The following is a 24131-nucleotide window of genomic DNA, read 5'->3' as shown; positions in this document are numbered from 1 at the left end:
GCCGCCCCGACGGGGAACTGTGGGGGGTATGACGACGCAGCTCGGACTTCCCGACGACATCCAGGCCTGCCTCTTCGACCTCGACGGGGTCGTCACCAGGACCGCGGTGGTGCACGCCGCCGCCTGGAAGGCGACCTTCGACGCCTTCCTGCGCGAGCGGGACGGCGCGGGCTTCCGTCCCTTCACCGACTCCGACTACGACCAGTACGTCGACGGCCGCCCCCGCGCCGACGGCGTCCGCTCCTTCCTCGCCTCCCGCGGCATCGAACTGCCCGAGGGCACCCCCGACGACCCCCCGGACGCGCGGACGGTCAACGGCGTCGGCAACCGCAAGAACGAACTCCTCCTGGAGAAGATCCGCACCGACGGCGTGGAACCCTACGAGGGCACGCTGCGCTACATCGACGCCGTCCGCGCCGCCGGCCTCGCCACCGCGATCGTCTCCTCCAGCGCCAACACCCGGGACGTGCTGCGCTCCATCGACGCCGAGCGGCTGTTCGACGTACGGATCGACGGCGTGGTGGCCCGGGAGCGGAAACTGCCCGGCAAACCCCGTCCCGACACCTTCCTCGCCGCCGCCCGCGACCTCGGCGTCGAGGCCTCCCGCGCCGCGGTCTTCGAGGACGCGCTGGCCGGCATGGACGCGGGCCGCTCCGGACACTTCGGCTACGTCGTCGGCGTCGACCGCGTCGGCCAGACCGACGCCCTGTACGCCCACGGCGCCGACCGCGTCGTCAAGGACCTCGCCGAGCTGGGAGGCCACGCGTGATCACCAACCGGACGTACACCGTGGAGCCCTGGCGGGTGCGCGAGACCGCCCTCAACCTCGACCTCCTCGCGCAGAGCGAGTCCGTCTTCGCCCTGTCCAACGGCCACGTCGGCTGGCGCGGCAACCTCGACGAGGGCGAACCGCACGGACTGCCCGGCAGCTACCTCAACGGCGTCCACGAACTCCACCCGCTGCCGTACGCCGAAGCGGGCTACGGCTACCCGGAGTCGGGCCAGACCGTCATCAACGTCACCAACGGCAAGCTGCTGCGGCTGCTGGTCGACGACGAGCCCTTCGATCTGCGCTACGGGCGGCTCGGCAAGCACGAACGCACCCTGGACCTCAGGCGCGGCGTGCTGGAGCGCACCTGCGAGTGGACCTCCCCGGCCGGCACGACCGTCCGGGTGCGCTCCACCCGGCTGGTCTCGCTCACCCAGCGCGCCATCGCCGCCGTCGAGTACGAGGTCGAGCCCCTCGACAGCCGGACCCGGGTGGTCATCCAGTCGGAACTGGTCGCCAACGAGAGCCTGCCCTCCTCCGACGGCGACCCGCGGACCGCCAAGGCCCTGCGGTCCCCGCTCGAGCCGGAGGAGGACCTGGCCATCGGGTCGCGGCTGCGGCTGGTCCACCGCACCCGGCGCAGCGGCCTCAGGGTCGCCGTCGCCGCCGACCACGTCGTCGACGCACCCGGGGAGATCACCACCAGCAGCGAGAGCAACACGGACGTCTCCCGCCTGACCATCACCTCGGTCCTGGACCCGGGACAGCGGCTGCGGGTGCAGAAGACCGTCGCCCACGGCTGGTCGGGCGCCCGCTCCCGCCCCGCGATGAGCGACCAGGTCGAGGCGGCGCTGGCCGCCGCCGCGCACGGCGGCTGGGACGGGCTCGTGGCCGAACAGCGGGACTACCTCGACGACTTCTGGGCCCGCGCGGACGTCGAGGTGCACGGCGACGAGGAGATCCAGCAGGCCGTCCGCTTCGCCCTGTTCCATGTGCTGCAGGCCGGGGCCCGCGCCGAGCAGCGCGCGATTCCGGCCAAGGGACTGACCGGCTCCGGATACGACGGTCACGCGTTCTGGGACACCGAGATGTTCGTGCTGCCCCTGCTGACCTACACCGCCCCCAAGGCCGTCGCGGAAGCACTGCGCTGGCGGCAGGACACCCTCCCCGCCGCCCGGGACCGCGCCACCCAGCTCGGGCTGCGCGGCGCCGCGTTCCCGTGGCGGACCATCGACGGCTCGGAGGGCTCCGCGTACTGGCCCGCCGGCACGGCCGCCTTCCACGTGGCCGCCGACATCGCGCACGCCGCGGTGCGCTACACGGCGGCGACCGGCGACACCGACTTCGAACGCGAGACCGCCCTGGAACTCCTGGTGGAGACCGCCCGGCTGTGGCGCTCACTGGGCCACCACGACCCCCACGGCGTCTTCCACATCGACGGCGTCACCGGCCCCGACGAGTACAGCGCCGTCGTCGACGACAACACGTACACCAACCTCATGGCGCGCTCCAACCTCCTCGCCGCGGCCGACGTGTGCGAACGCCATCCCGAGGAGGCCGCCCGGCTCGGCGTGGACGAGGAGGAGAGCGCGACGTGGCGGGACGCCGCCGAGGCCGTGCACATCCCGTACAACGAGGACATCGGCGTCCACGAGCAGCACGCGGGCTTCACCCGCCACCAGCGCTGGGACTTCGCGAACACGGGTGCCGACCAGTACCCGCTGATGCTGCACTTCCCGTACTTCGACATCTACCGCAAACAGGTGATCAAGCAATCGGACCTCGTGCTGGCCATGTACACCTGCGGCAGCTGGTTCGACGCCCACTGCGACGAGGAGCAGATGGCGGCCAACTTCGCCTACTACGAGCCGCTGACCGTACGCGACTCCTCCCTGTCCGCGTGCTGCCAGGCCGTCGTCGCCGCGCAGACGGGACATCTGCGGCTGGCCTACGACTACGCGACCGAGGCCGCGCTGATGGACCTGGCGGATCTGGAGCACAACACCCGCGACGGACTGCACATCGCCTCGCTGGCCGGCACCTGGATGGCGCTGGTCGCCGGGTTCGGCGGCACCCGGCGGGACGGCGACAGCCTGCGCTTCACGCCCCGCCTGCCCGAGAAGTTCAGCCGCCTCGCCTTCCGGCTCCAGTTCCGCGGCCGGTGCCTGCAGGTGGAGATCGGCCCCGACCGGGCCTCGTACTCGCTGCTGGCCGGACCGCCGCTGACGATCCATCACCACGGGACTGAGGTGCGCGTGGACGGGGACGAGCCCGTCACCCTCGGCATTTCCGCGCCGAAGTGGCGGCCCACGCCCGAGCAGCCCCCGCACCGCCGCCCGGGCGTCCCCGACCGTCCGGGGCCCGGCGAGGAATGACAGGGCGTGACTGGCCGAGTTCTGTCCTGCACGTCCGGGGCACGCGGGGTAGTTTGACCATGTTTTCCCGGAATCCGGGCTCCCGCCACGGGCGGCAGGAGGTGAGGGACGAGCGGCCCCGCGACGAGCGGGGGTGAGGGGTGCACGATGGCCGACGGCGTGAACGCCATTCTCGTCGACGGACGGAGTGACGAAGCGGCGAAGGCCTCCCGCACCCCGCGGCGGCCGCGCGGCGACGCGCTGATCGCGGCGGTGGCCGGCGTCTTCACCCTGGCCCAGCTGGTCCTCGTCCACCCCTCGATGGGGCTCGGCTGGGACGAGATCGTGTACATCAGCCAGGTCACCACCCACCACCCGGCCGCGTTCTTCAGCGCCCCCCGGTCCCGCGGCGTCTCGCTGCTGGTGGCGCCCGTGGCCTCCTGGTCGGCCTCCACCGAACTGCTGCGCGTCTACCTCGCCGTGCTCTCCGGCCTGGGGCTGTACCTCGCCCTGCGCGCCTGGAAGGGCCTGTTCCCGCCCCGGGTCCTCGCCACGGCCGGCGCGTTCTTCGCCACCCTGTGGGTGACCCTCTTCTACGGCCCGCAGGCCATGCCCAACTACTGGGTCGCGATCGGCGCCCTGATCACCGTGGGCTGCGCCCTGCGTGCCCTCGGCGGCCCGGAATCCAGGCGGATGCGCTCCGCCCGGGGCGCGCTGTGGGGAGCCGCCGCCGGGGCCCTGCTGATGGCGTTGATGCGGCCCGCCGACGCCGTCTGGGTGAGCGTCCCTCTGCTGGTCCTGGTCCTCGTCCGCCGCCACTGGCCGCTGCTGCTCGCCCTCGCGGGCGGTCTGGCGGTCGGGGGAGGGGAGTGGGCGGTGGAGGCGTACGCCTGGTACGGGGGGCTCGGGGAGCGGCTGCGGAGGGCCTCCGAGATCCAGGGCGGCCTCGGCTGGAACATCGCCGTCGACGACCAGATGCGCAGCCTGGGCGGCCGGGGTCTGTGCCGCCCGTGCACCGGAGACATGCCGCACCCGCTGGTCACCCTGTGGTGGCCGCTCCTCCCGGCCGTCGCGATCCTCGGCGCGGTCGTCGCGGTCCGGGCCCGGCGCGCCACCGCGACGCTGGTACCCCTGGCCTGCGCCGTCACCGCCGCGGTGCCGTACCTGTTCCTGATCGGCTACGCGGCGCCCCGCTTCCTCCAGCCCGCCTACGCCCTGCTCGCGCTCCCGGTCGCCGACGCGCTGTGGCACCTGGCCAGAACCGGACGCGACCGCCGGCGGCCGGTGGCCGCGACGCTGGTCGCGCTCGCGGTGGCCGGGCATCTGGCGGTCCAGTTCTCGGTCCTCGTGGGCACCGTGAACGGCAACGTCGACAGCCGTGAGGACTGGGCCCGCGTCGCCGACGAGCTGCACCGGCTCGGCGTCCGCCCGCCCTGTCTGCTCACCGGGCACGAGTCCATCCCGATCGGCTACTACACCGGCTGCTCCTCCGGCTCCACCGGCGGCAACAACGAGAACACCACCGCCGCCGAGATCGTGGACACCGCCCGCCGGATCCCGGTCGCCGCCCTCACCGGACCGGGGGGCACCCCGCCCGCCTACGCCCGCGACTGGGAGCCCCACCACATCACCGACCTGGAGATCCGCGTCGCGCCCCCGGGTTAGAGATCGCGTATCGGGAAACGCGAACCGGACAGCGAGACCACCGAGCCGACGCGAGCGCGAGAGGGAGGCAGCGATGGGCACGGACCCGATGGCCGACGACGTCTACCAGCCCACCGGCAGCAACGAGGAGCAGGAGGACGCCGCGCCCCTCGACCTCCAGGACGCCGTCGACGAGCGGACCTACGACGACACGCTCGACGAGGGCTACTCCCCGCCGGAGAGGCCCCTGGGCGTGACCAAGCACGGCACCACCGCGGCCGAGCAGCACGAGGGCGAGACCCTCGACGAACGGCTGGCCGAGGAGGTGCCCGACGTCTCGGCACCCGACGGGGACGGCGTGGGCGACGAGCCCGAGGGCGAGGGCGAGCCGGTCGACCGGGAAGCGGGAACCGACCGTTCGGGCCGCCTCGTCGCCCCCGACGAAGGCGTACGCACCGACACGACCAAGGAGACGGTCGCGCAGGACGTCGGCATCGACGGCGGGGCCGCGGGCGCCGAGGAGGCCGCGATGCACGTGGTGGAGGACGAGACGGAGCTGCCGGATTCCTAGACACCCCGGATTCCTAGACACCCCGGAGTCCTGTGCACCCCGGAGTCCTGGACCCCGAAGTCCTGGGCACCCTGGAAACAAGCCGGGAGCCCCGGTCGGACGCACACACGTCCGGCCGGGGCTCCCGGCGGTCAGGGCAGCAGCTTGTCGAGGGCCGAGGGGCCCTCCTCGGCCAGCTTGCGCCTGGCCCATTCCAGATTCCGCGGAGTGATGTCCCGGCCGGCCGCCAGGACGAGATCCTCCGGGGACACCTCCGTGCCGGTGCGGGCGTGGAGCAGGCCGTCCGGAGTGGCGCGGTCGTCGTCCGCGCGGGCTTCGGAGGGTCGGGAGGCGTCGGGCTGTGACGTCGACATGATCATGCTCCTCGGATCCGGATCGCTGCTTCGGTGCCGTGCTGTTGTTCGGTCCCGAATATCCCGATAACACCATTCAATGCGGAACCGGCCCGCGCATCCCGAGCGCCGGTGGCGCGGGAGTGAGCACGAGCATCGTCACGTCGTCCTGCACGTCGGGGCAGAACCGCACGAGGTCCGCCCAGACCAGGTCCACGAGCGCGGCGGGATCCTCGCCCGCGAAGCCGCGGAGCCGCTCCGCCAGGGGATAGAAGGCGCCGCTGTCGTCCCTGGCCTCGACCACCCCGTCCGAGGCCAGGAAGAGCCGGTCGCCGGGGCGCAGCGACACCGTGCACGCCTCGATCGCCCCCGCGTCCGCGAGGCCGAGTCCGAGGGGCGTCCACGGCGACACCTCCAGCTCCGTGGCGTCCGCGCCCCGCAGCAGCAGGGGCGGCGGGTTGCCGCACACCACGACCCGCACCTCCAGGGCGTCGGCGGAGAACTCCAGCAGCGCCGCCGTCGCGAACAGCTCGGCGTGCCGAGCGTCCGCCGAGTCCACCAGCAGCCTGCGGTCCAGCCGCCCCGCCACCGACGCGAGGTCCGGCTGGTCGAGCACCGCCTCCCGGAACGCCCCCAGCAGCGAGGCGACCGTCGCCACCGCCGACAGGCCGTGCCCCTGTACGTCTCCCGTCACGACCCGTACACCGAAGGGACCGTCCCGGACGTCGAAGAAGTCGCCCCCGACCAGTGTCCCGCGCTGCGCCGCCCGGTACAGCCCCGTGCACCGCACCGCGCCCACGCGCTCCGGCAGCGGAGGAGCGACGGCCCGCTGCGCGGCCTCGGCGACCGTGCGCTCCAGACCCAGCTGCGCGTCCCGGCGGCTGCGCACGAAGGACACGAAGACGCTGAGCACGGCGACGAAGACGATGGTCAGCAGGTCGGCGTCGCCCGGCCGGTCGAGCCGGAGCGCCGGGATGTGCAGCAGCGCGATCACCACACCGCCCAGCACGGCGGTCGCCAGCGGGCCGTACGACAGGACGGCAAGCGGCGGGATGGCGCCCAGCAGGAAGCCGATCTCCAGCGGCTCGTGACTGAGCAGGGTGGCCGCGCAGATCACCACGACGAGGGCCGGCGGGAGTACCCGGACCCAGCGGGGCGGCGGCGCCCCGCTCAGCCAGCTCCGCCGGTCCTCGCCCGGACGCGGTGACAGGGCGGGCACCTTTCGCACACCACCACGCTCCTACGCCGGAGCACCGGGCGCACGCGGGGGAGCGGGCCCGCCGCGCGTCCAGGGCCTGTCCGGCGGATCAGGTCGCAGGACAGGCACGGCACCTCGTCGACGCCGGTGAGCGGGGTCTGGTGCGTGCAGCCGCAAGGCGGAGGAGGGCGTCGACGTGGAGCGTCGGCACCGACGACAACGCCGCGGACGCGCGTGCCGGGCCCCGCGTCCGGGGCATGATCCGCCGGACAGGCCCTAGACGGCGCCGAGCGTCAGCCGGAAGCCGGTGGGCGCCGTGTCCTGGATGTACGAGGCGAAGTCGGCCACGTCGTCGAAGGCGAAGCCGTACGCCCTGCCGTCCTCGGTGGCCGCGTGCACCGCCTTGGCGTAGTGATTGGTCAGCGCGGTCCCGTAGAACGTCGCCGGGTCGGTCGTGGGCTGGTCGGCCGAGGAGACCAGCGTGGAGCGGTTGAAGCCCGCACCGAGGACCGCGGCGACCGGGCCGGTGGTGCCGTCGTTGGGCGCGGCGAGGGCGCCGTCGCAGAACAGCACGTCCCGGGTGGACGGCTTGGCGAAGGACACCTGGGCGGGTCCGTCGAAGGTCAGCCGGTCCCCGCGCACCCGCCCGGTGAAGGACCCCGCATTCGTGGTGATCCTCAGGTCCTTGCCGGTGTACGTGCTCCACACCTCGTCGATGTACGGGGCGAGGTAGTCCCCGGGGAACAGACCGGCGTCCAGCCCGTGGCCGGGGGCGATCACGCGGGTGTCGTCCACGACCAGCGGCGCGAACTCCTCCACCTTCCGCACCGCGTCGAAAACGGCTGCCCGGCCGCCCGGGCGTATGGTGCCGGTCGTCTGGTCCTCGGCGCCGGTCAGCCGGATGCTCAGCGGCACGCTGAACATGTCGACCATGGTGGTGTTGCAGAACATCCCGGAGGAGTTGTACGTGAACTCCGCACAGTCGTGCAGCACGCCGTAGTTGGGGTCGGACTCGACCCAGCCCGCCGGGTACTGCAGCGCGGCGTTGCCCGCACCGTCGGCGACGACCTTGAACTTCAGCTTCTCGCCGAGGGACACGTAGATCCGGCCGGAGAGGCGGGGCAGGCTCAGCCTGGTCTCGCCGCTGCCGGCGAGGCCGATCGCGTAGTCGGCGTAGCCGTCGGCGCCGTTGTCGGAGAGGGCCACGGGTGCCACGGTGCCGTCGGGGGTGACCCGTACCTGGCGGCCGTCCACGTTGCCGACGATGTACACGTGCACGTCGGCGTTGCCGAAGGAGCCGGTGCCGTTGACGATCGTCAGGGGCAGGGCGCCGGCCGCCCCGGCCTTCGGGGACGCGTCGTCCGAGCCGGCTTCCGCGAGGGCGTGCGGGGCAACGGCGGCGGCGACCGGGGCGGCCACGACCATGCCGCCGAGGGCGACGAGGAGCTTGCGGCGGGCGAGCGGACGCTGGTGACGAGGGGGCATGTGGGGGGTCTCCAGAATGATCGGGGCATGGCAGCGTGAGAGTCCTGAGAGCGCTCTCACGGCGTGGGCCGATGCTAGGCGGCGGCCACGGGCCGGCCAACCACCTCCGACGGTCCCCAAAGACGTTGTCCCAGATGGGAGTTGGGGCGGGTGCGACGAGCGGAGGAACGCTTAACCGCTGTTTAAGGCCGGTTTAATCCGCGCCCCCGCGGTCCGCGCCCGAAAAGCTGTGGCCGTACCCGCCCGGCGACCACTAGTGTGTGCCCGACGCCCTGAGACACACGGAAGGAGGGCAGAGCCGTGCAGTTCACCTCGTTTTCGCGCTCCCTCCCCGTAGTCCCGGCGTACCTCGACTGACCGGGAGCGCACCACACTTGCATTCCCGGAGGAACCGTGACCGATCTGGTCATCCGCGCGCTCGACGCGAGCGACGCCCATCTCTTCGACACCCTGCCCGACCCGCTGGGCGCCCGTGAGGGCCACCGGCGCACCCACCACCGTCCCGACTGGAAGCGGATCGCCCTGCGCGACGGCACCGTCGTCGCCCGCGCGGCGTGGTGGGGCGGCCCCGACGACACCGAACCCGTCAACGTCAACTGGTTCGACGTGGCGGAGGGCGAGGAGGAAGCCGGAGCCGAACTCCTGCGCACCGCGCCCTGGCAGGTCGAACTCGAACTGAACCCGCCCGGCACCTGGCGCGAGGACCCCGCCGTGCGCGCCGCCACCGAGGCACGCTTCACGGCCGCGCGGGCGGCCGGATACGAGTTGCTGGTCGAGCGCTTCCTATACCGGTGGACACCGGAGTGCGGGCTCCCCGAGCGGTCCGGCCGACTGGTCTTCCGCCCGGAGCCCGACGACGCGGTGTTCTTCGACGCGCTGCGCCGCATCCACTCCGTCACCCTGGACGCCCACGCGCTGATGGACATCGCGGAGGGCGGACTCGACCGGGCCGCACAGGCGGAGCTCGACTTCTTCCACTGGTGCCCGTCACCGCGGGAGTGGTGGCAGCTGGCGTACACCTCGCAGGGCGAACTGGCGGGCATGCACATCCCCGCGCACAACCCGTCCGGCCCGTGCGTCGGCTTCATCGGCGTCCTGCCGGAACACCGGGGGCGGGGATACGCCTACGACCTGCTGGCCGAGTGCACCCACTTCCTGGTCGAGCGGGGCGCGGAGTTCGTCTCCGCCGCGACGGACCGGGGGAACCATCCCATGGCCGCCAACTTCGCCAAGGCCGGCTACCCGGTCGTGCGGGAACGGATCAACTTCCGTCCCGCGGCGGCCGTGCGCTGACCGGATCGGGCTGAATCCCGATCGAGCCGGATCGAGCCGGACCGGGCCGGAGCGACTCCGGCCCGGTCCGGGCGGCAGATGGCATGCTGGCGCCGCACGGATGATCACCAGCGCGGGTCCGGCGGAGGCGACATGGGGTTCGAGGGCGAGACCTGGCACGTGCGGGGCGTGCCGGACACCGGGGAGGACGGGGGAGCCGACACGGAGATCGGGGAGATCCTGATCGAGGACGCCGACTTCCCCTGGCTGTCGGGGCGCTTCCGCGCCGGACCCGCCTTCGACGCCGTCCGGGACCTGTTCGCCCGCGAACTCGCCCTCGCGGAACGGGACGGAGCCGAGCACTGGGCGGAGTGGGAGACGGTCTACGCCGGGATCGCACGACGGGTGCGGCTGGTGTCGCCCGACGGGCCGGTCGCCGGGTTCCTGCTGCACATCGAGGGCGACCGGGCCTGGTTCCGGTGGAGCGACGAACCCTTCGAGCCGGAGGGAACCGACCGCTGAGTTCCGTCAATCCCGGTCGGTCAGCAGGGCCTCGGCCTCGGCGAGGATCTCGGTCACCCGCAGCCCGAACGCGGCGTCGCACGGATGCGGGCGCCCACCGCCTGCGGCGTCGAGCAGCGCGTCCGCGGCCCGGCGCAGCGCGGGCACCGGACCCTCCGTGGTCTCCGGGAGCAGCGTCACGCCGGCCCGGCCGCGCAGCTCCACCGACGCACCCGCCGCGGCGGGCGGCGCCGTCAGGCTGAGCGTGAGCGTGCTGGACGCCCCGCCCGTGTGGTCCAGCACGAGGTGGACGGTGTCCCCGGGCCCCGGTGCGGCCGCCGCGACGCGCCGGGCGTCACCGAGGACCGGCAGCAGTACGGACAGGGCGTGCGGCCCCACGTCCCACAGGGCGCCCTTCTCCCGGCGCCACGGCGAGGCGGCGAAGGGGCTGTCGCCGTCGCCGAACACGGCTCCGAGCCACTGCGCCCGGGCGGTGAACCAGCCTTCCGCAGCGGCCTGTTCGGTGATCCACGCCTCGGTCTCGGGCTGGAAGCGGGTGGTGAAGAAGACCACCGAGGCCACGCCGGCCGCTCGCACCGCCTCCACCACCGCCCGCCCCTGCGCCGCCGTCGACGCGAGCGGCTTGTCGAGCAGCAGATGCCGCCCGGCCCGCGCCGCGCGCACCGCCAGGTCGGCCTGCACGGCCGGGGGCAGCGCGACGGCGACGGCCTCCACGTCGCCCAGCAGGGCGTCGGCGTCGTCGTAGGCGCGCGTGCCGTGCCGCTCCGCCAGTGCCTTCGCGGCGTCGGGGCGACGCCCCCACACCCCCACGAAGTCCAGCCCGCCGTGTCCGGCCAGGGCGGGGGCGTGTGCCATGTCCGCCCAGGGGCCGGTGCCGAGCAGTCCGATGCGCATCCCGTCGCCTCTCCGCAGTGCCGGACCCGGTACGGGGCCCGCCGATGTTCCTCCATGACCGCCGGCGCGTGACACCCGGCCGCCGCCGAGCGTGCCACACCGACGGGGCGCGCGAACAGGGCGGACGGTGTGCGCCGGCGGGAGGACGGTGCGTCCGGCGACGGGGCGGCGGCACCCGGGGTGGGCGTGCCGGCCCCCGGACCGGCGGCCCGACGCGTACGAGACCGGTGATTCTGCCGATCCCCTCGGCCGCCCCGCCCGTCGACAGTGGCACCGCCAACTCATCGGCGAAGCCCGTCCGGCGGATGTCCAGGGACGCGACCCCACGCGTTCCGGGCCGTGTGCGACCACCGGCCGGCCGCTCGCCACGACCGAGAGGACCACTCCTCGTGCAGCAGAACCCCCACGCCCACGCCACCCCCGAGGTCCCACGCCCCGCCTTCCGCGGCACCCGGCGGCGACTCGCCGGCGTGACGGCCGCCGTGGCCGCGGTCTTCGCGCTCGGCACCCTCACCGGCCCGGGGGCCCAGGCCGCCGACAACCCGTACGAGCGCGGCCCGGCACCCACCGAGTCGAGCATCGAGGCGCTGCGCGGCCCCTACTCCGTGGCCGACACCCGGGTCTCCTCGCTCGCCGTCACCGGCTTCGGCGGCGGCACCATCTACTACCCGACCAGCACGAGCGACGGCACCTTCGGCGCCGTCGCGATCGCGCCCGGATTCACCGCGTACCAGTCCTCCATGGCCTGGCTCGGGCCGCGGCTGGCCTCCCAGGGCTTCGTCGTGTTCACCATCGACACCAACACCACGCTGGACCAGCCCGACTCACGCGGCCGCCAACTGCTGGCCGCCCTGGACTACCTCACCGAGCGCAGCTCCGTCCGCGGCCGGATCGACAGCAGCCGCCTCGGCGTGATGGGCCACTCCATGGGCGGCGGAGGCACCCTGGAGGCCGCCAAGTCCCGTCCGTCCCTCCAGGCGGCGATCCCCCTCACGCCCTGGAACCTGGACAAGAGCTGGCCCGAGGTCAGCACCCCGACACTGATCGTGGGGGCCGACGGCGACACGATCGCCCCCGTGGCCTCCCACGCCGAGCCGTTCTACTCCAGCCTGCCCTCCGCGACCGACCGGGCCTACCTGGAGCTGAACAGCGCGACCCACTTCTCGCCCAACACGTCCAACACGACGATCGCGAAGTACAGCATTTCCTGGCTCAAGCGGTTCATCGACAACGACACCCGCTACGAGCAGTTCCTGTGCCCGCTGCCCCGGCCGAGCCTGACGATCGAGGAGTACCGGGGCAACTGCCCGCACGGCTCCTGACCCCCGCACCGCTGTGCCGGCGCACGACCGGGACCGGGGCCGGTTGGGCGTCGGCACAGCGCTCCTGCGGCCCGTCCGGGCGCACCACCGCAGGTGACGGCGCCGATGCCCGGGCGGGCACCGGCGGACCGGTGCCTTCCGCCTCGGGTTACGCACGCGTAACCTCCCGGGAATGACCGGAGAGACGACCGTACGCACGGCCGTGCGGATCCACGGCCACGGCGCACAACGCAAGGCATTGCGCGCACTGTTGGACGGGCTGCCCGCCCACGGCGGGCGGCTGCTGCTGGCCGGCGAACCCGGACTGGGCCGGACCACTCTGCTCCAGTGGGCCGCCCGCTCCTTCCGGGCCGGTCCCGTACTCCACCTCGGCCCGGACCCCGACGCGCCCGCGACCGCGAGGCACCTGCTCGACACCCTGCGGGCGGCGGCCGGCGGAGCACCCCTGCTCGTGTGCGTGGACGACGCGCACCTGTGGGACGCCCCCGCCCGCAGCGCGCTCGGCCGTGCGGCGGAACACCTGGGCAGCGCCGGGCGGGTCGGTCTGCTCGTCTCCGCCGCCTCGGACCGCGCCGCCGACCCGGACCTCGCCCACCTGCCCGTCGTCCGCCTGGACCCGCTGGCACCGCCGCGGGCCGCCGCCCTGCTCGACGACCTGACCGACGGCGCCGCCGCCCCGGCCGTCCGCGAGCAGCTCCTGGCCGAGGCCGAGGGCAACCCCGCCCTCCTCGTCGCCCTGACGCGCAGGCTGTCACCGGCCGAGCTGCGCGGACACCGCCCCCTGCCTCGTCCGCTGGCCGACGCCGCGACCCTCGTCAGGGTCGCGGGTGCCGCTGCGGTAACCCCGTCCGCCCATGCCCGCGACATGCTCCTGACGGTGGCGGCGGCCCTACGGGCCTCGGACGGTCCGGACGTCGACGCCGGCCTCGTCCGTGACGCGCTGCGGCGCCGGCGGCCGGCACGGGAACCCGGCGCGGGTCCGGAAGCGCTCCCCGGGCAGCTCGCCCGGGACGGCGACCGGCTCCGCTTCCACAGCCCGCTGGTTCGCCGCACGGTGTACGCCACCGCCCCGCCGGAGGTGCGCCGCGCCGTGCACGGAGCGCTGGCCGACGTGCTGGACAGCGGCGGCGACCGGCTTCCGGGACTGCTGCACCGCTCCTGGTCCCTGAGCGGTCCGGCGCCGGCTCCCGCACAGGCGGACCGGCTCGCGGCGGTGGCGGCCGACGGCACGGTGCCGGCCTCGTACGGGCTGCGCGGGACGGCGTACGCCCGCGCCGCGGAACTGACGGCCGACCCGGCGGTGCGGGCGGAACGCCGCACCGTCGCGGCCGAGCTGGCCCTGCACGCGGGGCGACCCGAACAGGCCCGGCCGCTGCTGGCCGCGGCCCGGGACCGCGCCGTACCCGCCGCCGTACGGGGACGGGCCGAACTGGTGCGCGGGCTCGTGGAACTCGGGGACGGCCCGGTCGGCGACGCCCATCAGTCCCTCCTGCTGGCGGCCTCTCTGCTCGCCGCGGACGCGCCCGCCGAGGCCTCGACCGCCGCTCTGGCGGCAGCCGACGCGGCCTGGGCCGCGGGCGACCTGTCCGCGTGCCTGGCCACGCTCGCCCCGCAACCACCTCGCCGCACCGCGGCCGCCGCCGTCGCGGCCACCTCGCCCCGGCGGCCGCACGGGTCCACCACCACGGTGCACGCGGCCGTCATGCGCGACCACCGCGTCGGCATGCGGGCGCTGCTCGAAGGGCGACTCGACCGGGCCGGTGCGCCGCTCCGTCAGGTGGTGGAGCGGGGCAGGACCGAGGACCGGCCCGAGCCGCTGTTGCGGGCGGCGGCGGCCGCGCTGCTGCTCGGTGACGTGGACGCGGCCCGCCGAGCCGGCGCCCGGGCCCTGGCCGCCGCCCGGCACCTCGGGTCCCAGTCGCTGGAGCCGCGGGCGCTGGAGTACCTCGCCTACGCCGAACTGCGCGCCGGCCGGCACCCGCAGGCCCGCACCCACGCGGAGGAGGGGCTGCGCACGGCGCTGCGGACCGGGCAGCGCAACACGGCGGCGCACCACCGGGCCGTGCTCGCCCTCGCGGCGTCGATCGAGGAGGAACCGGACGCCGTCGCCCGGCACGTCACGGAGGCGTTGGACACGGCCCGGCGGCACGGGCTCGCCCAGGCGGCCACCCTGGCCCAGTGGGCGGCGGCCCGCGCCGACCTGGGACGGGGACGCCCCTTCGACGCCGCGGACCGGCTGGGTCTGCTGGTCCTCCCGGGGCCGGGGCGGGGCCACTTCGCGGTGTGGCGGCTGGCCGTGCCCTGCTTCGTGGAGGCCGCGGTGCTCGCCGGACGCCAGGAGGACGCCCGGGAGGTTCTCACGGACTTCGCCGGCTGGGCGGCGTTCGGCGCCGACCCGCAGGCAGCCGCCCAACTGGCCCGCTGCCAGGCCCTCCTCGCACCGCCCGACCGCGCCGACGGCCTCTACCGCCAGGCGCTCGCCCGGCACGACGAGGCGGGCGGCGACTTCGAACGGTCCCGCACCGCGCTGCTGTACGGCAAGTGGCTGCGCCGGCGGCGCAGACCGCGCGAGGCCCGCGACCGGCTCGGCGCCGCGCTGGCAGGCTTCGAACGGTGCGGCGCCGGCGTCTGGGCCGCCCAGGCCCGCGACGAACTGCGCGCCCTCGGGGCCGCCCCGCACGCCAGCGGCGCCGCGACACCGGCCCGTCTGTCCCGTCTGACCCCGCAGCAACTGCGCATCGCACGGTACGTCGCCGAGGGCGCCACCAACCGTGAGGTCGCGCTGACCCTCGCGGTGAGCACCCGCACCGTCGACTACCACCTCCGCAAGGTGTTCGCCGCACTCGGCATCCGGTCCCGGCTGGAGCTGGCCCGCGTCGTCGGGCAGGCGGAACAGGGCCGGGAGGCCCGGCGGACGGCCGCGCACCAGGAAAAGACCGGTGCACGACCCTAGGGACCGACCGGACGGTATGTCATCCTTCGGGGCAGGACGAGTCAGGGGGCAGACCCGGCGCGGCGGGACGGCCCGCCGCGGGGCGGCGCCTCCGCAAGCCCTGCCCTGGGGAGGACCGCGATGCAGCACGCCGTACGGTCACGAGCAGCGATCCGCACCGGGCTGACGCCCGTTCCACGCCCGCGGACACCCGGCGTCACGTCGTTGATCGATGCAGACGCCCTGCGGGTCCTGCACCGGGCCGCCCGCACGCTGCTCGACGACCTGCCCGACCTGACCGACCGCCTGGTGGCCCTGCTGCAGGAGCAGGAGCCCGCCTACCGGCCCGCCCTCGCGAAGGACCCCTCCGCCACCTGGCAGGAGGCCCACCGCTCCCTGCGGCACAGTGTGGCCTCGCTGCTCGACCCGCGCGGTGCCCGGGACGCGGCCCGCCGCTGTACCTGGCGGATCGGCGCCGCCCGCGCCGAGCAGGGGCTCCCGCTGGACGCCCTGCTGCACGCCTTCCGCCTGGGCGGCTCGCTGGTGTGGCAGCGGCTGGTGGAGGAGACGTCCAGGGCCGCCCCGGAGGACGTGCGGCTCCTCGTGCACGTGGCCGCCGACGTGTGGAACTTCGTCGACGAGCACTGCACCCTGGTCGCGGACGCCTACCGGCAGACCGAGTGGCGGATCGGCCGGCGCCGCGAGAACCGGGCCCGGCTGCTGGCGGCCGGGCTGCTCGACGGCACCGGCCGCATCGCCGACCTGCCGGAGGCCGCCCGGGCCCTGGACCTGCCGGAACAGGGCCGATACGTCGTCGTCGCCGTCGCCGGCGGCCCCCCGGCCCGGTCCGACGCCGCCCGCGCCGCCGCCGTACCGCCCGCAGCGCGCGTCCACTGGCACGCCGGGCCCGAGGTCGACTACGGCATCGTCCTGGTCGGCACCGTGGAAGGGCTCACGGACCCGGGGCCGCCCGGGACCGCGTCCCACGCTCCCTTCCCGGGCCTGCGGATCGGCGTCGGCAGCCCGGTCGAGGGACTCGCCGCCGTCGGCGACGCCCGCAGGCTCGCGGACACGGCCCTGGACATCTGCCCCGCGGCCGGCGGCACGGTACGACTGGACGACCAGCTCCCCGCCGCCCTGGTCGTCTCCAGCCCCGAGCTGGGGCGGGCCCTCGCCGAGAAGGTGCTCGGCCCCCTGCTCCGCCTCGAGCCGGCCGACCGCGAGATCCTGCTGGACACCCTCACCACGTGGCTGGAGTGCGACGGTTCGGCCCAGCGCGCCGGCGAGCGCCTCTACTGCCACCGCAACACGGTCCTCAACCGCCTCCGCCGCTGCGAACAGCTCACCGGCCGCTCCCTGGCCCGCCCGGCCGACGTCGTGGAGTTCAGCCTGGCCCTGACGGCGCGCCGCGTCCTGCGCGACTGAGACGGGCGGGGGGACGACCCCCGTGCCACCACGGGACGGTTCGCCCCGGGCCGGCGGTGTGCCATGCGGGGAGGACCGCCCCCTCACCGGCCCGGCAGGCGAGTCCCCGACGGCCTCCCGCCGGTCGATGCCCCCGCCTGCCGTCCGTCAGGGGCCCCGGTGCGTCCGCGTGTCTCCGGCCCCGCCCGTCACCCGCTACGGGTCGCCCCCGGCCTCCGTTCCCCACCGCCGGTGGGAACGCCGGGACCAGGCCGCTCCGCCACCGCCCGCTGGGCATCCGCACAGACTCATCCGCCCCGGACTGGGACCCCGCAGCGACCCTGCCCGGCCCCCCTGTACGGCCACGCGACCCCGTGCTGTCGTGAGCTCCCCCCGACCACCCGTCACCGTGCCTTCCCGGCCCGGTCCCAAGGAGCCGCGATGCCCTCAGCACCACCGGACGGCGCGCCCGCGCTGCACGTCGAAAGCCTCGACGTGACGTACGGGCGCGCACTGTCCGCCCTCCGCTCCGTGTCCCTGACCGTCCCGCACGGCGCCGTCGTCGCGCTGCTCGGTGCCAACGGCGCCGGCAAGACGACGCTGCTGCGGGCCGTCTCGGGCACCCTGCGCCTGCACCGCGGTGCGATCACGGCCGGTCGCGTCCGCTACGGCGACACGGTCCTCGACGGCCGCGACCCGGTCGCCGCCGTACGCGCCGGAGTCGTCCAGGTGCCCGAGGGCAGGCGGGTGTTCGCCGGTCTGACCGTCGACGAGAATCTGCGGGCCGGCGGACTCGGCCTCAACCGGCGCGCCCCGGCCCAGGTCCGCGAGGCCAGGGAGCGGGTCCTCACCCTCTTCCCGAGACTCGCCGAGCGCACCCGCCAGGCCGCCGGCCTGCTGTCCGGCGGCGAGCAGCAGATGCTCGCCATCGGCCGCGCCCTGATGGCGGCGCCCCGCCTGCTCCTCCTCGACGAACCCTCCCTCGGGCTCGCCCCGATGATGGTCGACCGCATCGGAGAGGTCGTCCGCGAGATCAACGCCCAGGGCACCGGCGTACTCCTCGTCGAACAGAACGCCGGCATGGCGCTGTCCCTCGCCGAACACGCCTACGTCCTGGAGGTCGGCGAGATCGGGCTGTCGGGCGCCGCCGCGGAACTCGCGCGCACGGACGCCGTACGCCGCCTCTACCTGGGCGAGACCACCGACGCCGCCGACGGCAAGGGGGCCGCGTGACCGCCCCCGCCGCCCGCACCGCGCCCGCACCACCCGCGCTCGACGTACGTGGCGTCACCGTGCGCTTCGCCGGTCTCCTCGCCCTCGACGACGTCTCCTTCACCGTCGCCCCCGGCACCGTGCACGCCGTCATCGGCCCCAACGGCGCCGGCAAGTCCACCTGCTTCAACGTCCTGTCGGGCCTGTACCGCCCCACCGCCGGCACCGTACGGCTCGGCGCCGCCGAGCTGACCCGGCTCGCCCCGCACCGTATCGCCGCCCTCGGCGTCGCCCGCACCTTCCAGAACATCGTCACCACCCAGGGCACCGTCGCCGACAACCTCATGCTCGGCCGCCACGCCCTGTCCCACTCCGGTTTCGCCGCCAGTGCCCTGCGGCTGCCGCGCGCCGTGCGTGAACAGCGCGAACACCTCGCCAAGGCCCGCGAGATCGCCGAACTCACCGGTCTCGGCGCTCACTTCGACTCACCCGTCGCGCTGCTGTCGTACGGCGACCGCAAGCGCGTCGAACTCGCCCGCGCCCTGTGTCTGGAGCCCCGTGTCCTGCTGCTCGACGAACCCGTGGCCGGCATGAACGCCGCCGAACGCACCCGGACGACCCGGGTGATAGGGGAGATCCGCGCCGAACTCGGCCTGTCCGTCGTGCTGGTCGAGCACGACATGGGCCTGGTCATGCGCCTCGCCGACGAGGTCACCGTCCTCGACTTCGGCCGCGCCATCGCCCACGGCACCCCCGACGAGGTCCGGCGCGAGCCCGAGGTGCTCCGCGCCTACCTGGGCACCACCACGGGGGAGGACGCGGCATGACCGGCTTCCTCGACAGCCTGCTGGGCGGCCTCGCCCTGGGGTCCGTCTACGCCCTCATCGCCCTCGGCTTCGTCACCATCTTCAAGGCCTCCGGCGTCCTGAGCTTCACCCACGGTTCGCTGCTGCTGCTCGGCGGGTACCTCGTCGCGGTCCTCCACGACGACATCGGCTTCGCCGGGGCGCTCGCCGTCGCGGTTCTCGTGACCGCCGCCGCGGCCGGGGCGCTGGACCGGCTGGTGCTGCAACGCGCCGGGGGCACCGACCCGCACGCCGCCCACGTCCAGACCATCGTCACCATCGGCGTCGACATCGTCCTGGTCACCGACCTCGCCCGGCGCATCGGCGGAGACCTGCTGCCGCTCGGCGACCCCTGGGGCTCCGCCGTGACCGACCTCGGCCCGGTGACCGTGGCCGACAGCCGTATCGCCGCGATCCTCGTGTCAGCCGTCGCCATCGGCGGCGCCTTCGCCCTCTTCCGGTTCACACCCTGGGGCCTGTCGCTGCGCGCGGCGGCCGAGGACCGCGAGGCAGCCGCCCTCATGGGCGTACGGCTCACCCGCGTCCGCACCGCCGCCTGGTGCCTGGCCGGCGGCCTCGCGGCACTCGCCGCCGTCTTCCTGGTCGCCTTCCCGGCGCCCGGTCTCGAGCGCACCACCGGCCAGATCGCGCTGAAGGCCTTCCCGGCCGCCATCCTCGGCGGCATGACCTCACCGGTCGGCGCCCTGGTCGGCAGCATGCTGATCGGCCTCACCGAGGCCTTCGTCGCCGGCTACCAGACCGATCTGCACGTCCTCGGAGAGGGCTTCGGCGACGTCGCGCCGTACGCCGTGATGGTGCTCGTCCTGCTGGTGCGCCCCGCCGGACTCTTCGCGGCGAAGGGAGCGGCCCGTGTCTGACCCGCGACCCCACCTCCTCAAGCGCGGCCCGCTTCTGCTCACCGCTCTGCTCCTGTGCGCCCTGCCCTTCTACCTGGACGCCTTCTGGCTCCGCATCGGCCTGTTCTCCATGGCCGCCGCCATCGGCGCCGTCGGGCTCGGCCTGCTCAGCGGCACCGCCGGGCAACTCTCCCTCGGGCACGCCTTCTTCCTCGCCGTCGGTGCCTACGGCTACGTCTGGCTGGCGGGCGAGCCCGGCCCCGGGCTGCCGCCCGCCGTGGCGCTCGTCCTCGCCGTACTGCTCGCCGGGGCGGCGGGCGGCCTGTTCAGCCCCGTCGCCGGCCGCGTCAAGGGCATCTACCTCGGCGTGGCCACCCTCGCGCTGGTCTTCCTCGGCCACCACGTCCTGCTCACCGCGGACTCCGTCACCGGCGGCTTCAACGGCCGCTCGGTGCCGCCCCTCGAACTGGGCGGTTTCACCTTTGCCGAGTCCGGTCCGGAACTCACCGTCCTGGGCGTGCCGTTCGGCGCCGAGGAGCGGCTCTGGTACCTCGGACTCGCCCTGTTCGCCGTGACCTGGTTCACCGCGCGCGGACTGCTGCGCGGACGGCCCGGACGCGCCCTGGTCGCCCTGCGCGACAGCGAGACGGCGGCCTCCGTCATGGGAGTGCACGTGGCCCGGTACCGCTCGGCCGCGTTCGTCGTCTCGTCGATGTACGCGGGGCTCGCCGGCGTCCTGCTCGCCCTCTCCTTCCGGCGCGTGGTGCCCGACTACTTCTCCCTCGCGCTCTCCGTCGACTACCTCGCCATGATCGTCATCGGCGGCCTCGGCTCGGTGGCCGGAGCCACCGCCGGAGCCGTCTTCGTCACCGCGCTGCCCCTGCTGATGACCCGTTACGCCGACCAGTTGCCGCTGGTGGCGGCGCCCGGCTCCGGCGACGGTTCGATCGGCCCGACCGAGGCGTCCCGCTACCTCTACGGCGCGGCGATCGTCGTCATCCTCCTCTACGCCCCCGACGGCCTGCACGGACTGGCAAGCCGCACCCGGGCCCGCCTGCGCCGCCGGCCCCCCGCCACCCGGCCTGGCGGCACCGGGCCGGTCACCGCCGGCACCGCCACCCACGCCACCTCCGACACCACCGCACGAGCCAAGGAGCACACTCCGTGAACGTCACGCACCCCAGGCCCCGCACCGCCCGCACCACCGCCCTGGCCGCGGCACTGGCCGCCGTGCTGCTCGCGGGCACCGCCTGCAGCTCCAAGGCGGACGGCGGGAGCGGCGACGACGCCGCCGACGGCGTCAAGGCCGGCCCCGGAGTCAGCGAGAAGAGCATCAGACTCGGCGCCCTGACCGATCTCACCGGCCCCTACGCCACCCTCGGCAAGAGCATCGTGCAGGCCCAGCAGATGTGGGCCGACGAGACCAACGCCGCGGGCGGCATCTGCGGACGCCAGGTCGAGATCGTCGTCAAGGACCACGGCTACGACGTGCAGAAGGCGGTCACCGCCTACGCCGACATCGCACCGGACGTCGTCGCCCTGCCCCAGGTGATCGGCTCCCCGGTGGTCGCCGCCCTGCTCGACGACATTGAGCGGGACCACATGCTCACCTTCCCGCAGGCCTGGGCGGCCTCCCTGCTCGGCCGGGACTCCGTCCAGGTCCTCGGCACCACCTACGACATCGACATGATCGCCGCGGTCGACTTCCTCACCCGCACCGAGAAGCTGGCCAAGGGCGACACGATCGGTCACGTCTACTTCGAGGGCGACTACGGCGCCAACGCGCTGGAGGGCTCCGAATGGGCCGCCGAGCAGGCGGGGATGAAGGTCGTCGGGCAGAAGATCAAGGCCACGGACACCGATCTGACCGCGCAGGTGTCCGCGCTGAGCAAGGCCGGGGTCAAGGCGGTCCTGATCAGTGCCGGCCCCGCCCAGACCGCCTCCCTCGCCGGAGTGGCCGCGGCCCGCGGCCTGAAGGTGCCGATCGTCACCAGCGCGCCCGGCTACGCCCCCCAGCTGCTGAAGACACCCGCGGCGCCGGCCCTGGAGGCCATGGTCCACGTGGTCAGCGCCGCACCGGCGGTCAGCTCCGACCTGCCGGGCGTCAAGAAGATGGCCGCCTCCTACCAGAAGGCGTACCCGGGCGAGCCCGTCGACTCCGGCGTGCTCTCCGGCTACAACGCCGCCCGGCTGATGGAGGCCGACCTGAAGAAGGCCTGCGAGGGCGGCAGCCTCACCCGGCAGGACGTGGTCAAGGCGCACCGCTCGCAGAAGAACGCCGACACCGGACTCGGCACCCCGCAGAACTTCACCTACGTGACCGCGCCGGCCAGCCGGTCCACCTATGTGCTCAAGCCCGACGCAAAGGCGCTGGGCGGTCTGGCCGGCGTGGAGGAGGCACACAAGGCGGCCGGAGTGGACGCGTATCTGGCCGCGCGCGGCTGACCCGGTCCAGTGGCCGCCAACTGAACGTCGTGACAGACGACTTGGCGGCCACTGAATCCGGCCTCTGGTTTGGCTGACCACTAGGTCTTTAGGATGTACTGTCTGTCATGCCAGTCCAGTTGGCGCCCGTACGGAGCTGGGGGAACGATGCAAGCCGACAAGCAGCTGTCCACGGAGATCGACGCCAACGTGCCCACAGCGGCGCGTATGTACGATTTCTATCTGGGCGGCAAGGACAACTACGCTGCCGACCGGGCGGCCGTCGGTGAACTCGACAAGGTCGTCCCCAGTACGCGTCGGCTGGCGCTGAACAACCGGCGATTCCTCCAGCGCGTCGTCCGCGTCCTGGCCGAGGACTACGGCATCCGCCAGTTCCTGGACCACGGCTCCGGCCTGCCCACCCAGGACAACGTGCACCAGATCGCCCAGCGCGTCGCCCCCGAGTCCCGCGTCGTCTACGTCGACAACGACCCGATGGTCCTGGTCCACGGCCGGGCGCTGCTCGACCAGAACGACCAGACCGCGGTCATACACGCCGACATGCGCGCGACCGAGGAGATCTTCTCCCACCCGGACACCCAGCGCCTGATCGACTTCTCGCAGCCGGTCGCCGTGCTGTTCAACTCGGTCTTCCACTGCATCCCGGACAGCGACACCGACGGGCCCCAGGCCGTCGTCCGCCGGGTGACCGAGCGGCTCGTGCCCGGCAGCTTCGCCGTGATGTGCCAGCTGGTCAGCGACGACCCCGAGGTGCGGAAGTTCGTCACGGACTTCATGGACCAGGCGACCCAGGGCCACTGGGGCCGGGTGCGCGAGCCGAAGGACGTCGAAGCGCTCTTCGAGGGGATGGACATCCTGGAACCGGGTCTCGTGGAGGTCTCCACCTGGCGCCCGGACACGGAGGTGGCGCCGCGCCAGCTCACGGACGAGTGGATCGAGTTCGGCGGCTTGGGGCGCCTGCGCTGAGCGCGGCGGGCACCGACGGACCGGTTCACCGCGACGGACACCTCGAAGGGCCACACGCACCGTGTGTGGCCCTTCGTGCGGTTGCCGCTCGCTACTTGCCGACGGCGTAGCGCATCGCGATCGTCTCGCGCAGCCGGTTCAGTGACTCGCGCGGTGTCAGCGCCTCGTCGGCCAGCCGGTCCAGCGCGACCCGGTACTGCTCGGTCTCGTCCCGGTCCTCCAGGAAGTTGGCGCTCCCGATGTGCTCCAGGTAGACCACGTCGGGCAGATCGGCGCCGCCGAAACGCAGATAGGTGACGGGAATCGCGGGCGCCGACGCGTTCGTCACGTCCAGCGGCACGATCTGCAGCGTCACATGGGGCTTCTCCGTCATCGCGACGAGGTGCTCCAGCTGCTCCCGCATGACCTCGCGGCTGCCCAGCACGCGCAGCAGCACGGACTCGTCGATGATCGCCCACAGTTGCGGGGCGTCGGCGCGGCTCAGCAACTCCGCGCGGCGCTTGCGCAGTTCGACGCGGCGCCGGACTTCTGCCGCGGGAGCGTTGGGCAGGCCGCGCTCGACCACGGCCTCGGTGTAGGCGGGGGTCTGAAGCAGACCGGGGACGTACTGGATCTCGAAGGTACGGATGGTCGACGCGGCCTCCTGAAGGCCGACCAGGCGGTCGAACCACTCGGGCATCAGGCGCTTGTCGTACCGCTGCCACCAGCCCGGTTCCCCGGCCCGCCGCAACAGCTTGAGCAGGACCGAGGCCTCGTAGGCATCGGTGCCGTACCGCTCGAGGAGCGCGCGTACGTCGGTCTCCGTGGGAGGTTTGCGGCCCTTGCCCGACTCGATGCGCGAGAGCTTCGCGCCGCTGAACCCCACGGCGCGGGCGGCCTGGTCCTGGGAGAGGCCGGCGTCCTCGCGGAAACCCGCCAGCTGGACGCCGACGAGCATCTTCAGCAGGGTCGGAGCAGGCTCGGCCCGCTCCAGGTAGGGCTCGAGACGGGAGATGCGATGCGACGCGGCGGACATCCTGACTCCCAGCAGACCGGCAGACTTGAAGGGAACACTATCTCATCCCATGGGTGTCCGCCGCATCCGCCTGTAGAAATCGGGTAGTTGGG

At 73.9% G+C, this 24131-nt stretch carries 20 protein-coding genes; 15 read left to right on the top strand and 5 right to left on the bottom strand.

Translation table 11 applies throughout. The features are described 5' to 3' along the window. The first annotated feature begins 28 nt into the window (after window positions 1–28). From NI25_RS02265 to NI25_RS02250, 4 genes are all read left to right on the top strand, one after another. On the top strand, window positions 29–769 hold the full coding sequence (locus NI25_RS02265) for a beta-phosphoglucomutase family hydrolase (RefSeq protein ID WP_061440796.1): 741 nt from the start codon (window positions 29–31) through the stop codon (window positions 767–769). Then, complete coding sequence (locus tag NI25_RS02260) at window positions 766–3144, top strand: glycoside hydrolase family 65 protein (protein ID WP_061440795.1); 2379 nt, start codon at window positions 766–768, stop codon at window positions 3142–3144. The genes NI25_RS02265 and NI25_RS02260 overlap by 4 nt, the downstream gene beginning before the upstream one ends. A gap of 147 nt (window positions 3145–3291) precedes the next feature. Continuing rightward, on the top strand, window positions 3292–4788 hold the full coding sequence (locus NI25_RS02255; protein WP_061440794.1) for a hypothetical protein: 1497 nt from the start codon (window positions 3292–3294) through the stop codon (window positions 4786–4788). A gap of 73 nt (window positions 4789–4861) precedes the next feature. Further along, entirely contained in the window at window positions 4862–5338 is a 477-nt protein-coding gene (locus NI25_RS02250) for a DUF5709 domain-containing protein (protein ID WP_061440793.1), read from the top strand. A gap of 131 nt (window positions 5339–5469) precedes the next feature. Here NI25_RS02250 and NI25_RS02245 read toward each other — a convergent pair whose 3' ends face one another. The 3 genes from NI25_RS02245 to NI25_RS02235 form a co-directional block, all read right to left on the bottom strand. After that, window positions 5470–5691 (bottom strand): hypothetical protein, encoded by a 222-nt coding sequence (locus tag NI25_RS02245; RefSeq protein ID WP_061446710.1) that lies wholly within the window; start codon window positions 5689–5691, stop codon window positions 5470–5472. A 76-nt stretch (window positions 5692–5767) separates the two neighbouring features. After that, window positions 5768–6898, bottom strand: coding sequence for a PP2C family protein-serine/threonine phosphatase (locus NI25_RS02240; RefSeq protein ID WP_061440792.1), 1131 nt, complete (start codon window positions 6896–6898; stop codon window positions 5768–5770). A gap of 246 nt (window positions 6899–7144) precedes the next feature. Next, window positions 7145–8353: a glycoside hydrolase family 64 protein gene (locus NI25_RS02235; RefSeq protein WP_061440791.1), complete on the bottom strand. Its 1209-nt coding sequence runs from the start codon at window positions 8351–8353 to the stop codon at window positions 7145–7147. Window positions 8354–8746: 393 nt separating this feature from the next. On the opposite strand from NI25_RS02235, the gene NI25_RS02230 reads away from it, so the two are divergent. Both NI25_RS02230 and NI25_RS02225 read left to right on the top strand, forming a co-directional pair. Further along, the gene (locus tag NI25_RS02230) at window positions 8747–9646 is read left to right on the top strand and encodes a GNAT family N-acetyltransferase (RefSeq protein WP_061440790.1); all 900 of its coding nucleotides are present in this window, start codon (window positions 8747–8749) and stop codon (window positions 9644–9646) included. A 132-nt stretch (window positions 9647–9778) separates the two neighbouring features. After that, window positions 9779–10147, top strand: coding sequence for a hypothetical protein (locus NI25_RS02225; RefSeq protein WP_061440789.1), 369 nt, complete (start codon window positions 9779–9781; stop codon window positions 10145–10147). Window positions 10148–10153: 6 nt separating this feature from the next. On the opposite strand, the gene NI25_RS02220 is transcribed toward NI25_RS02225, so the two are convergent. Next, window positions 10154–11041 (bottom strand): Gfo/Idh/MocA family protein, encoded by an 888-nt coding sequence (locus NI25_RS02220; RefSeq protein WP_061440788.1) that lies wholly within the window; start codon window positions 11039–11041, stop codon window positions 10154–10156. Between the two features lie 389 nt (window positions 11042–11430). On the opposite strand from NI25_RS02220, the gene NI25_RS02215 reads away from it, so the two are divergent. The 9 genes from NI25_RS02215 (at window position 11431) to NI25_RS02175 (ending at window position 23024) form a co-directional block, all read left to right on the top strand. Continuing rightward, window positions 11431–12363, top strand: a complete 933-nt coding sequence (locus NI25_RS02215; protein WP_061440787.1) for an alpha/beta hydrolase family protein — start codon at window positions 11431–11433, stop codon at window positions 12361–12363. 172 nt (window positions 12364–12535) lie between these two features. After that, window positions 12536–15316, top strand: coding sequence for a helix-turn-helix transcriptional regulator (locus tag NI25_RS02210; RefSeq protein ID WP_061440786.1), 2781 nt, complete (start codon window positions 12536–12538; stop codon window positions 15314–15316). A 120-nt stretch (window positions 15317–15436) separates the two neighbouring features. Continuing rightward, complete coding sequence (locus NI25_RS02205) at window positions 15437–16720, top strand: PucR family transcriptional regulator (RefSeq protein ID WP_061440785.1); 1284 nt, start codon at window positions 15437–15439, stop codon at window positions 16718–16720. A gap of 420 nt (window positions 16721–17140) precedes the next feature. Continuing rightward, window positions 17141–17932, top strand: a complete 792-nt coding sequence (locus NI25_RS02200; protein ID WP_061440784.1) for an ABC transporter ATP-binding protein — start codon at window positions 17141–17143, stop codon at window positions 17930–17932. Then, complete coding sequence (locus tag NI25_RS02195) at window positions 17929–18738, top strand: ABC transporter ATP-binding protein (protein ID WP_061440783.1); 810 nt, start codon at window positions 17929–17931, stop codon at window positions 18736–18738. The genes NI25_RS02200 and NI25_RS02195 overlap by 4 nt, the downstream gene beginning before the upstream one ends. Further along, a complete protein-coding gene (locus tag NI25_RS02190) occupies window positions 18735–19634 on the top strand; it encodes a branched-chain amino acid ABC transporter permease (protein ID WP_061440782.1) in 900 nt (299 codons plus the stop codon). The genes NI25_RS02195 and NI25_RS02190 overlap by 4 nt, the downstream gene beginning before the upstream one ends. Then, entirely contained in the window at window positions 19627–20781 is a 1155-nt protein-coding gene (locus tag NI25_RS02185) for a branched-chain amino acid ABC transporter permease (protein WP_061440781.1), read from the top strand. The genes NI25_RS02190 and NI25_RS02185 overlap by 8 nt, the downstream gene beginning before the upstream one ends. After that, window positions 20778–22058, top strand: a complete 1281-nt coding sequence (locus NI25_RS02180) for an ABC transporter substrate-binding protein (protein ID WP_061440780.1) — start codon at window positions 20778–20780, stop codon at window positions 22056–22058. The genes NI25_RS02185 and NI25_RS02180 overlap by 4 nt, the downstream gene beginning before the upstream one ends. A gap of 147 nt (window positions 22059–22205) precedes the next feature. Then, on the top strand, window positions 22206–23024 hold the full coding sequence (locus NI25_RS02175) for an SAM-dependent methyltransferase (RefSeq protein ID WP_061440779.1): 819 nt from the start codon (window positions 22206–22208) through the stop codon (window positions 23022–23024). Between the two features lie 91 nt (window positions 23025–23115). Here NI25_RS02175 and NI25_RS02170 read toward each other — a convergent pair whose 3' ends face one another. Then, window positions 23116–24039, bottom strand: coding sequence for a helix-turn-helix domain-containing protein (locus tag NI25_RS02170; protein WP_061440778.1), 924 nt, complete (start codon window positions 24037–24039; stop codon window positions 23116–23118). Window positions 24040–24131 lie beyond the last annotated feature (92 nt).

The sequence above is a fragment of the Streptomyces sp. CCM_MD2014 genome, assembly GCF_000772045.1.
Lineage (GTDB): Bacteria > Actinomycetota > Actinomycetes > Streptomycetales > Streptomycetaceae > Streptomyces > Streptomyces salinarius.
The sequence above is the reverse complement of the archived record's forward strand: the minus strand, read 5'-3'. Positions and strand labels throughout refer to the sequence as shown.

Bases quoted from the DNA above. Each gene is read 5' to 3' on its own strand.
- NI25_RS02265 (WP_061440796.1), top strand. From the start codon at position 29: ATGACGACGCAGCTCGGACTTCCCGACGACATCCAGGCCTGCCTCTTC.
- NI25_RS02255 (WP_061440794.1), top strand. From the start codon at position 3,292: ATGGCCGACGGCGTGAACGCCATTCTCGTCGACGGACGGAGTGACGAA.
- NI25_RS02250 (WP_061440793.1), top strand. From the start codon at position 4,862: ATGGGCACGGACCCGATGGCCGACGACGTCTACCAGCCCACCGGCAGC.
- NI25_RS02245 (WP_061446710.1), bottom strand. From the start codon at position 5,691: ATGTCGACGTCACAGCCCGACGCCTCCCGACCCTCCGAAGCCCGCGCG.
- NI25_RS02235 (WP_061440791.1), bottom strand. From the start codon at position 8,353: ATGCCCCCTCGTCACCAGCGTCCGCTCGCCCGCCGCAAGCTCCTCGTC.
- NI25_RS02225 (WP_061440789.1), top strand. From the start codon at position 9,779: ATGGGGTTCGAGGGCGAGACCTGGCACGTGCGGGGCGTGCCGGACACC.
- NI25_RS02220 (WP_061440788.1), bottom strand. From the start codon at position 11,041: ATGCGCATCGGACTGCTCGGCACCGGCCCCTGGGCGGACATGGCACAC.
- NI25_RS02210 (WP_061440786.1), top strand. From the start codon at position 12,536: ATGACCGGAGAGACGACCGTACGCACGGCCGTGCGGATCCACGGCCAC.
- NI25_RS02205 (WP_061440785.1), top strand. From the start codon at position 15,437: ATGCAGCACGCCGTACGGTCACGAGCAGCGATCCGCACCGGGCTGACG.
- NI25_RS02200 (WP_061440784.1), top strand. From the start codon at position 17,141: ATGCCCTCAGCACCACCGGACGGCGCGCCCGCGCTGCACGTCGAAAGC.
- NI25_RS02190 (WP_061440782.1), top strand. From the start codon at position 18,735: ATGACCGGCTTCCTCGACAGCCTGCTGGGCGGCCTCGCCCTGGGGTCC.
- NI25_RS02175 (WP_061440779.1), top strand. From the start codon at position 22,206: ATGCAAGCCGACAAGCAGCTGTCCACGGAGATCGACGCCAACGTGCCC.
- NI25_RS02170 (WP_061440778.1), bottom strand. From the start codon at position 24,039: ATGTCCGCCGCGTCGCATCGCATCTCCCGTCTCGAGCCCTACCTGGAG.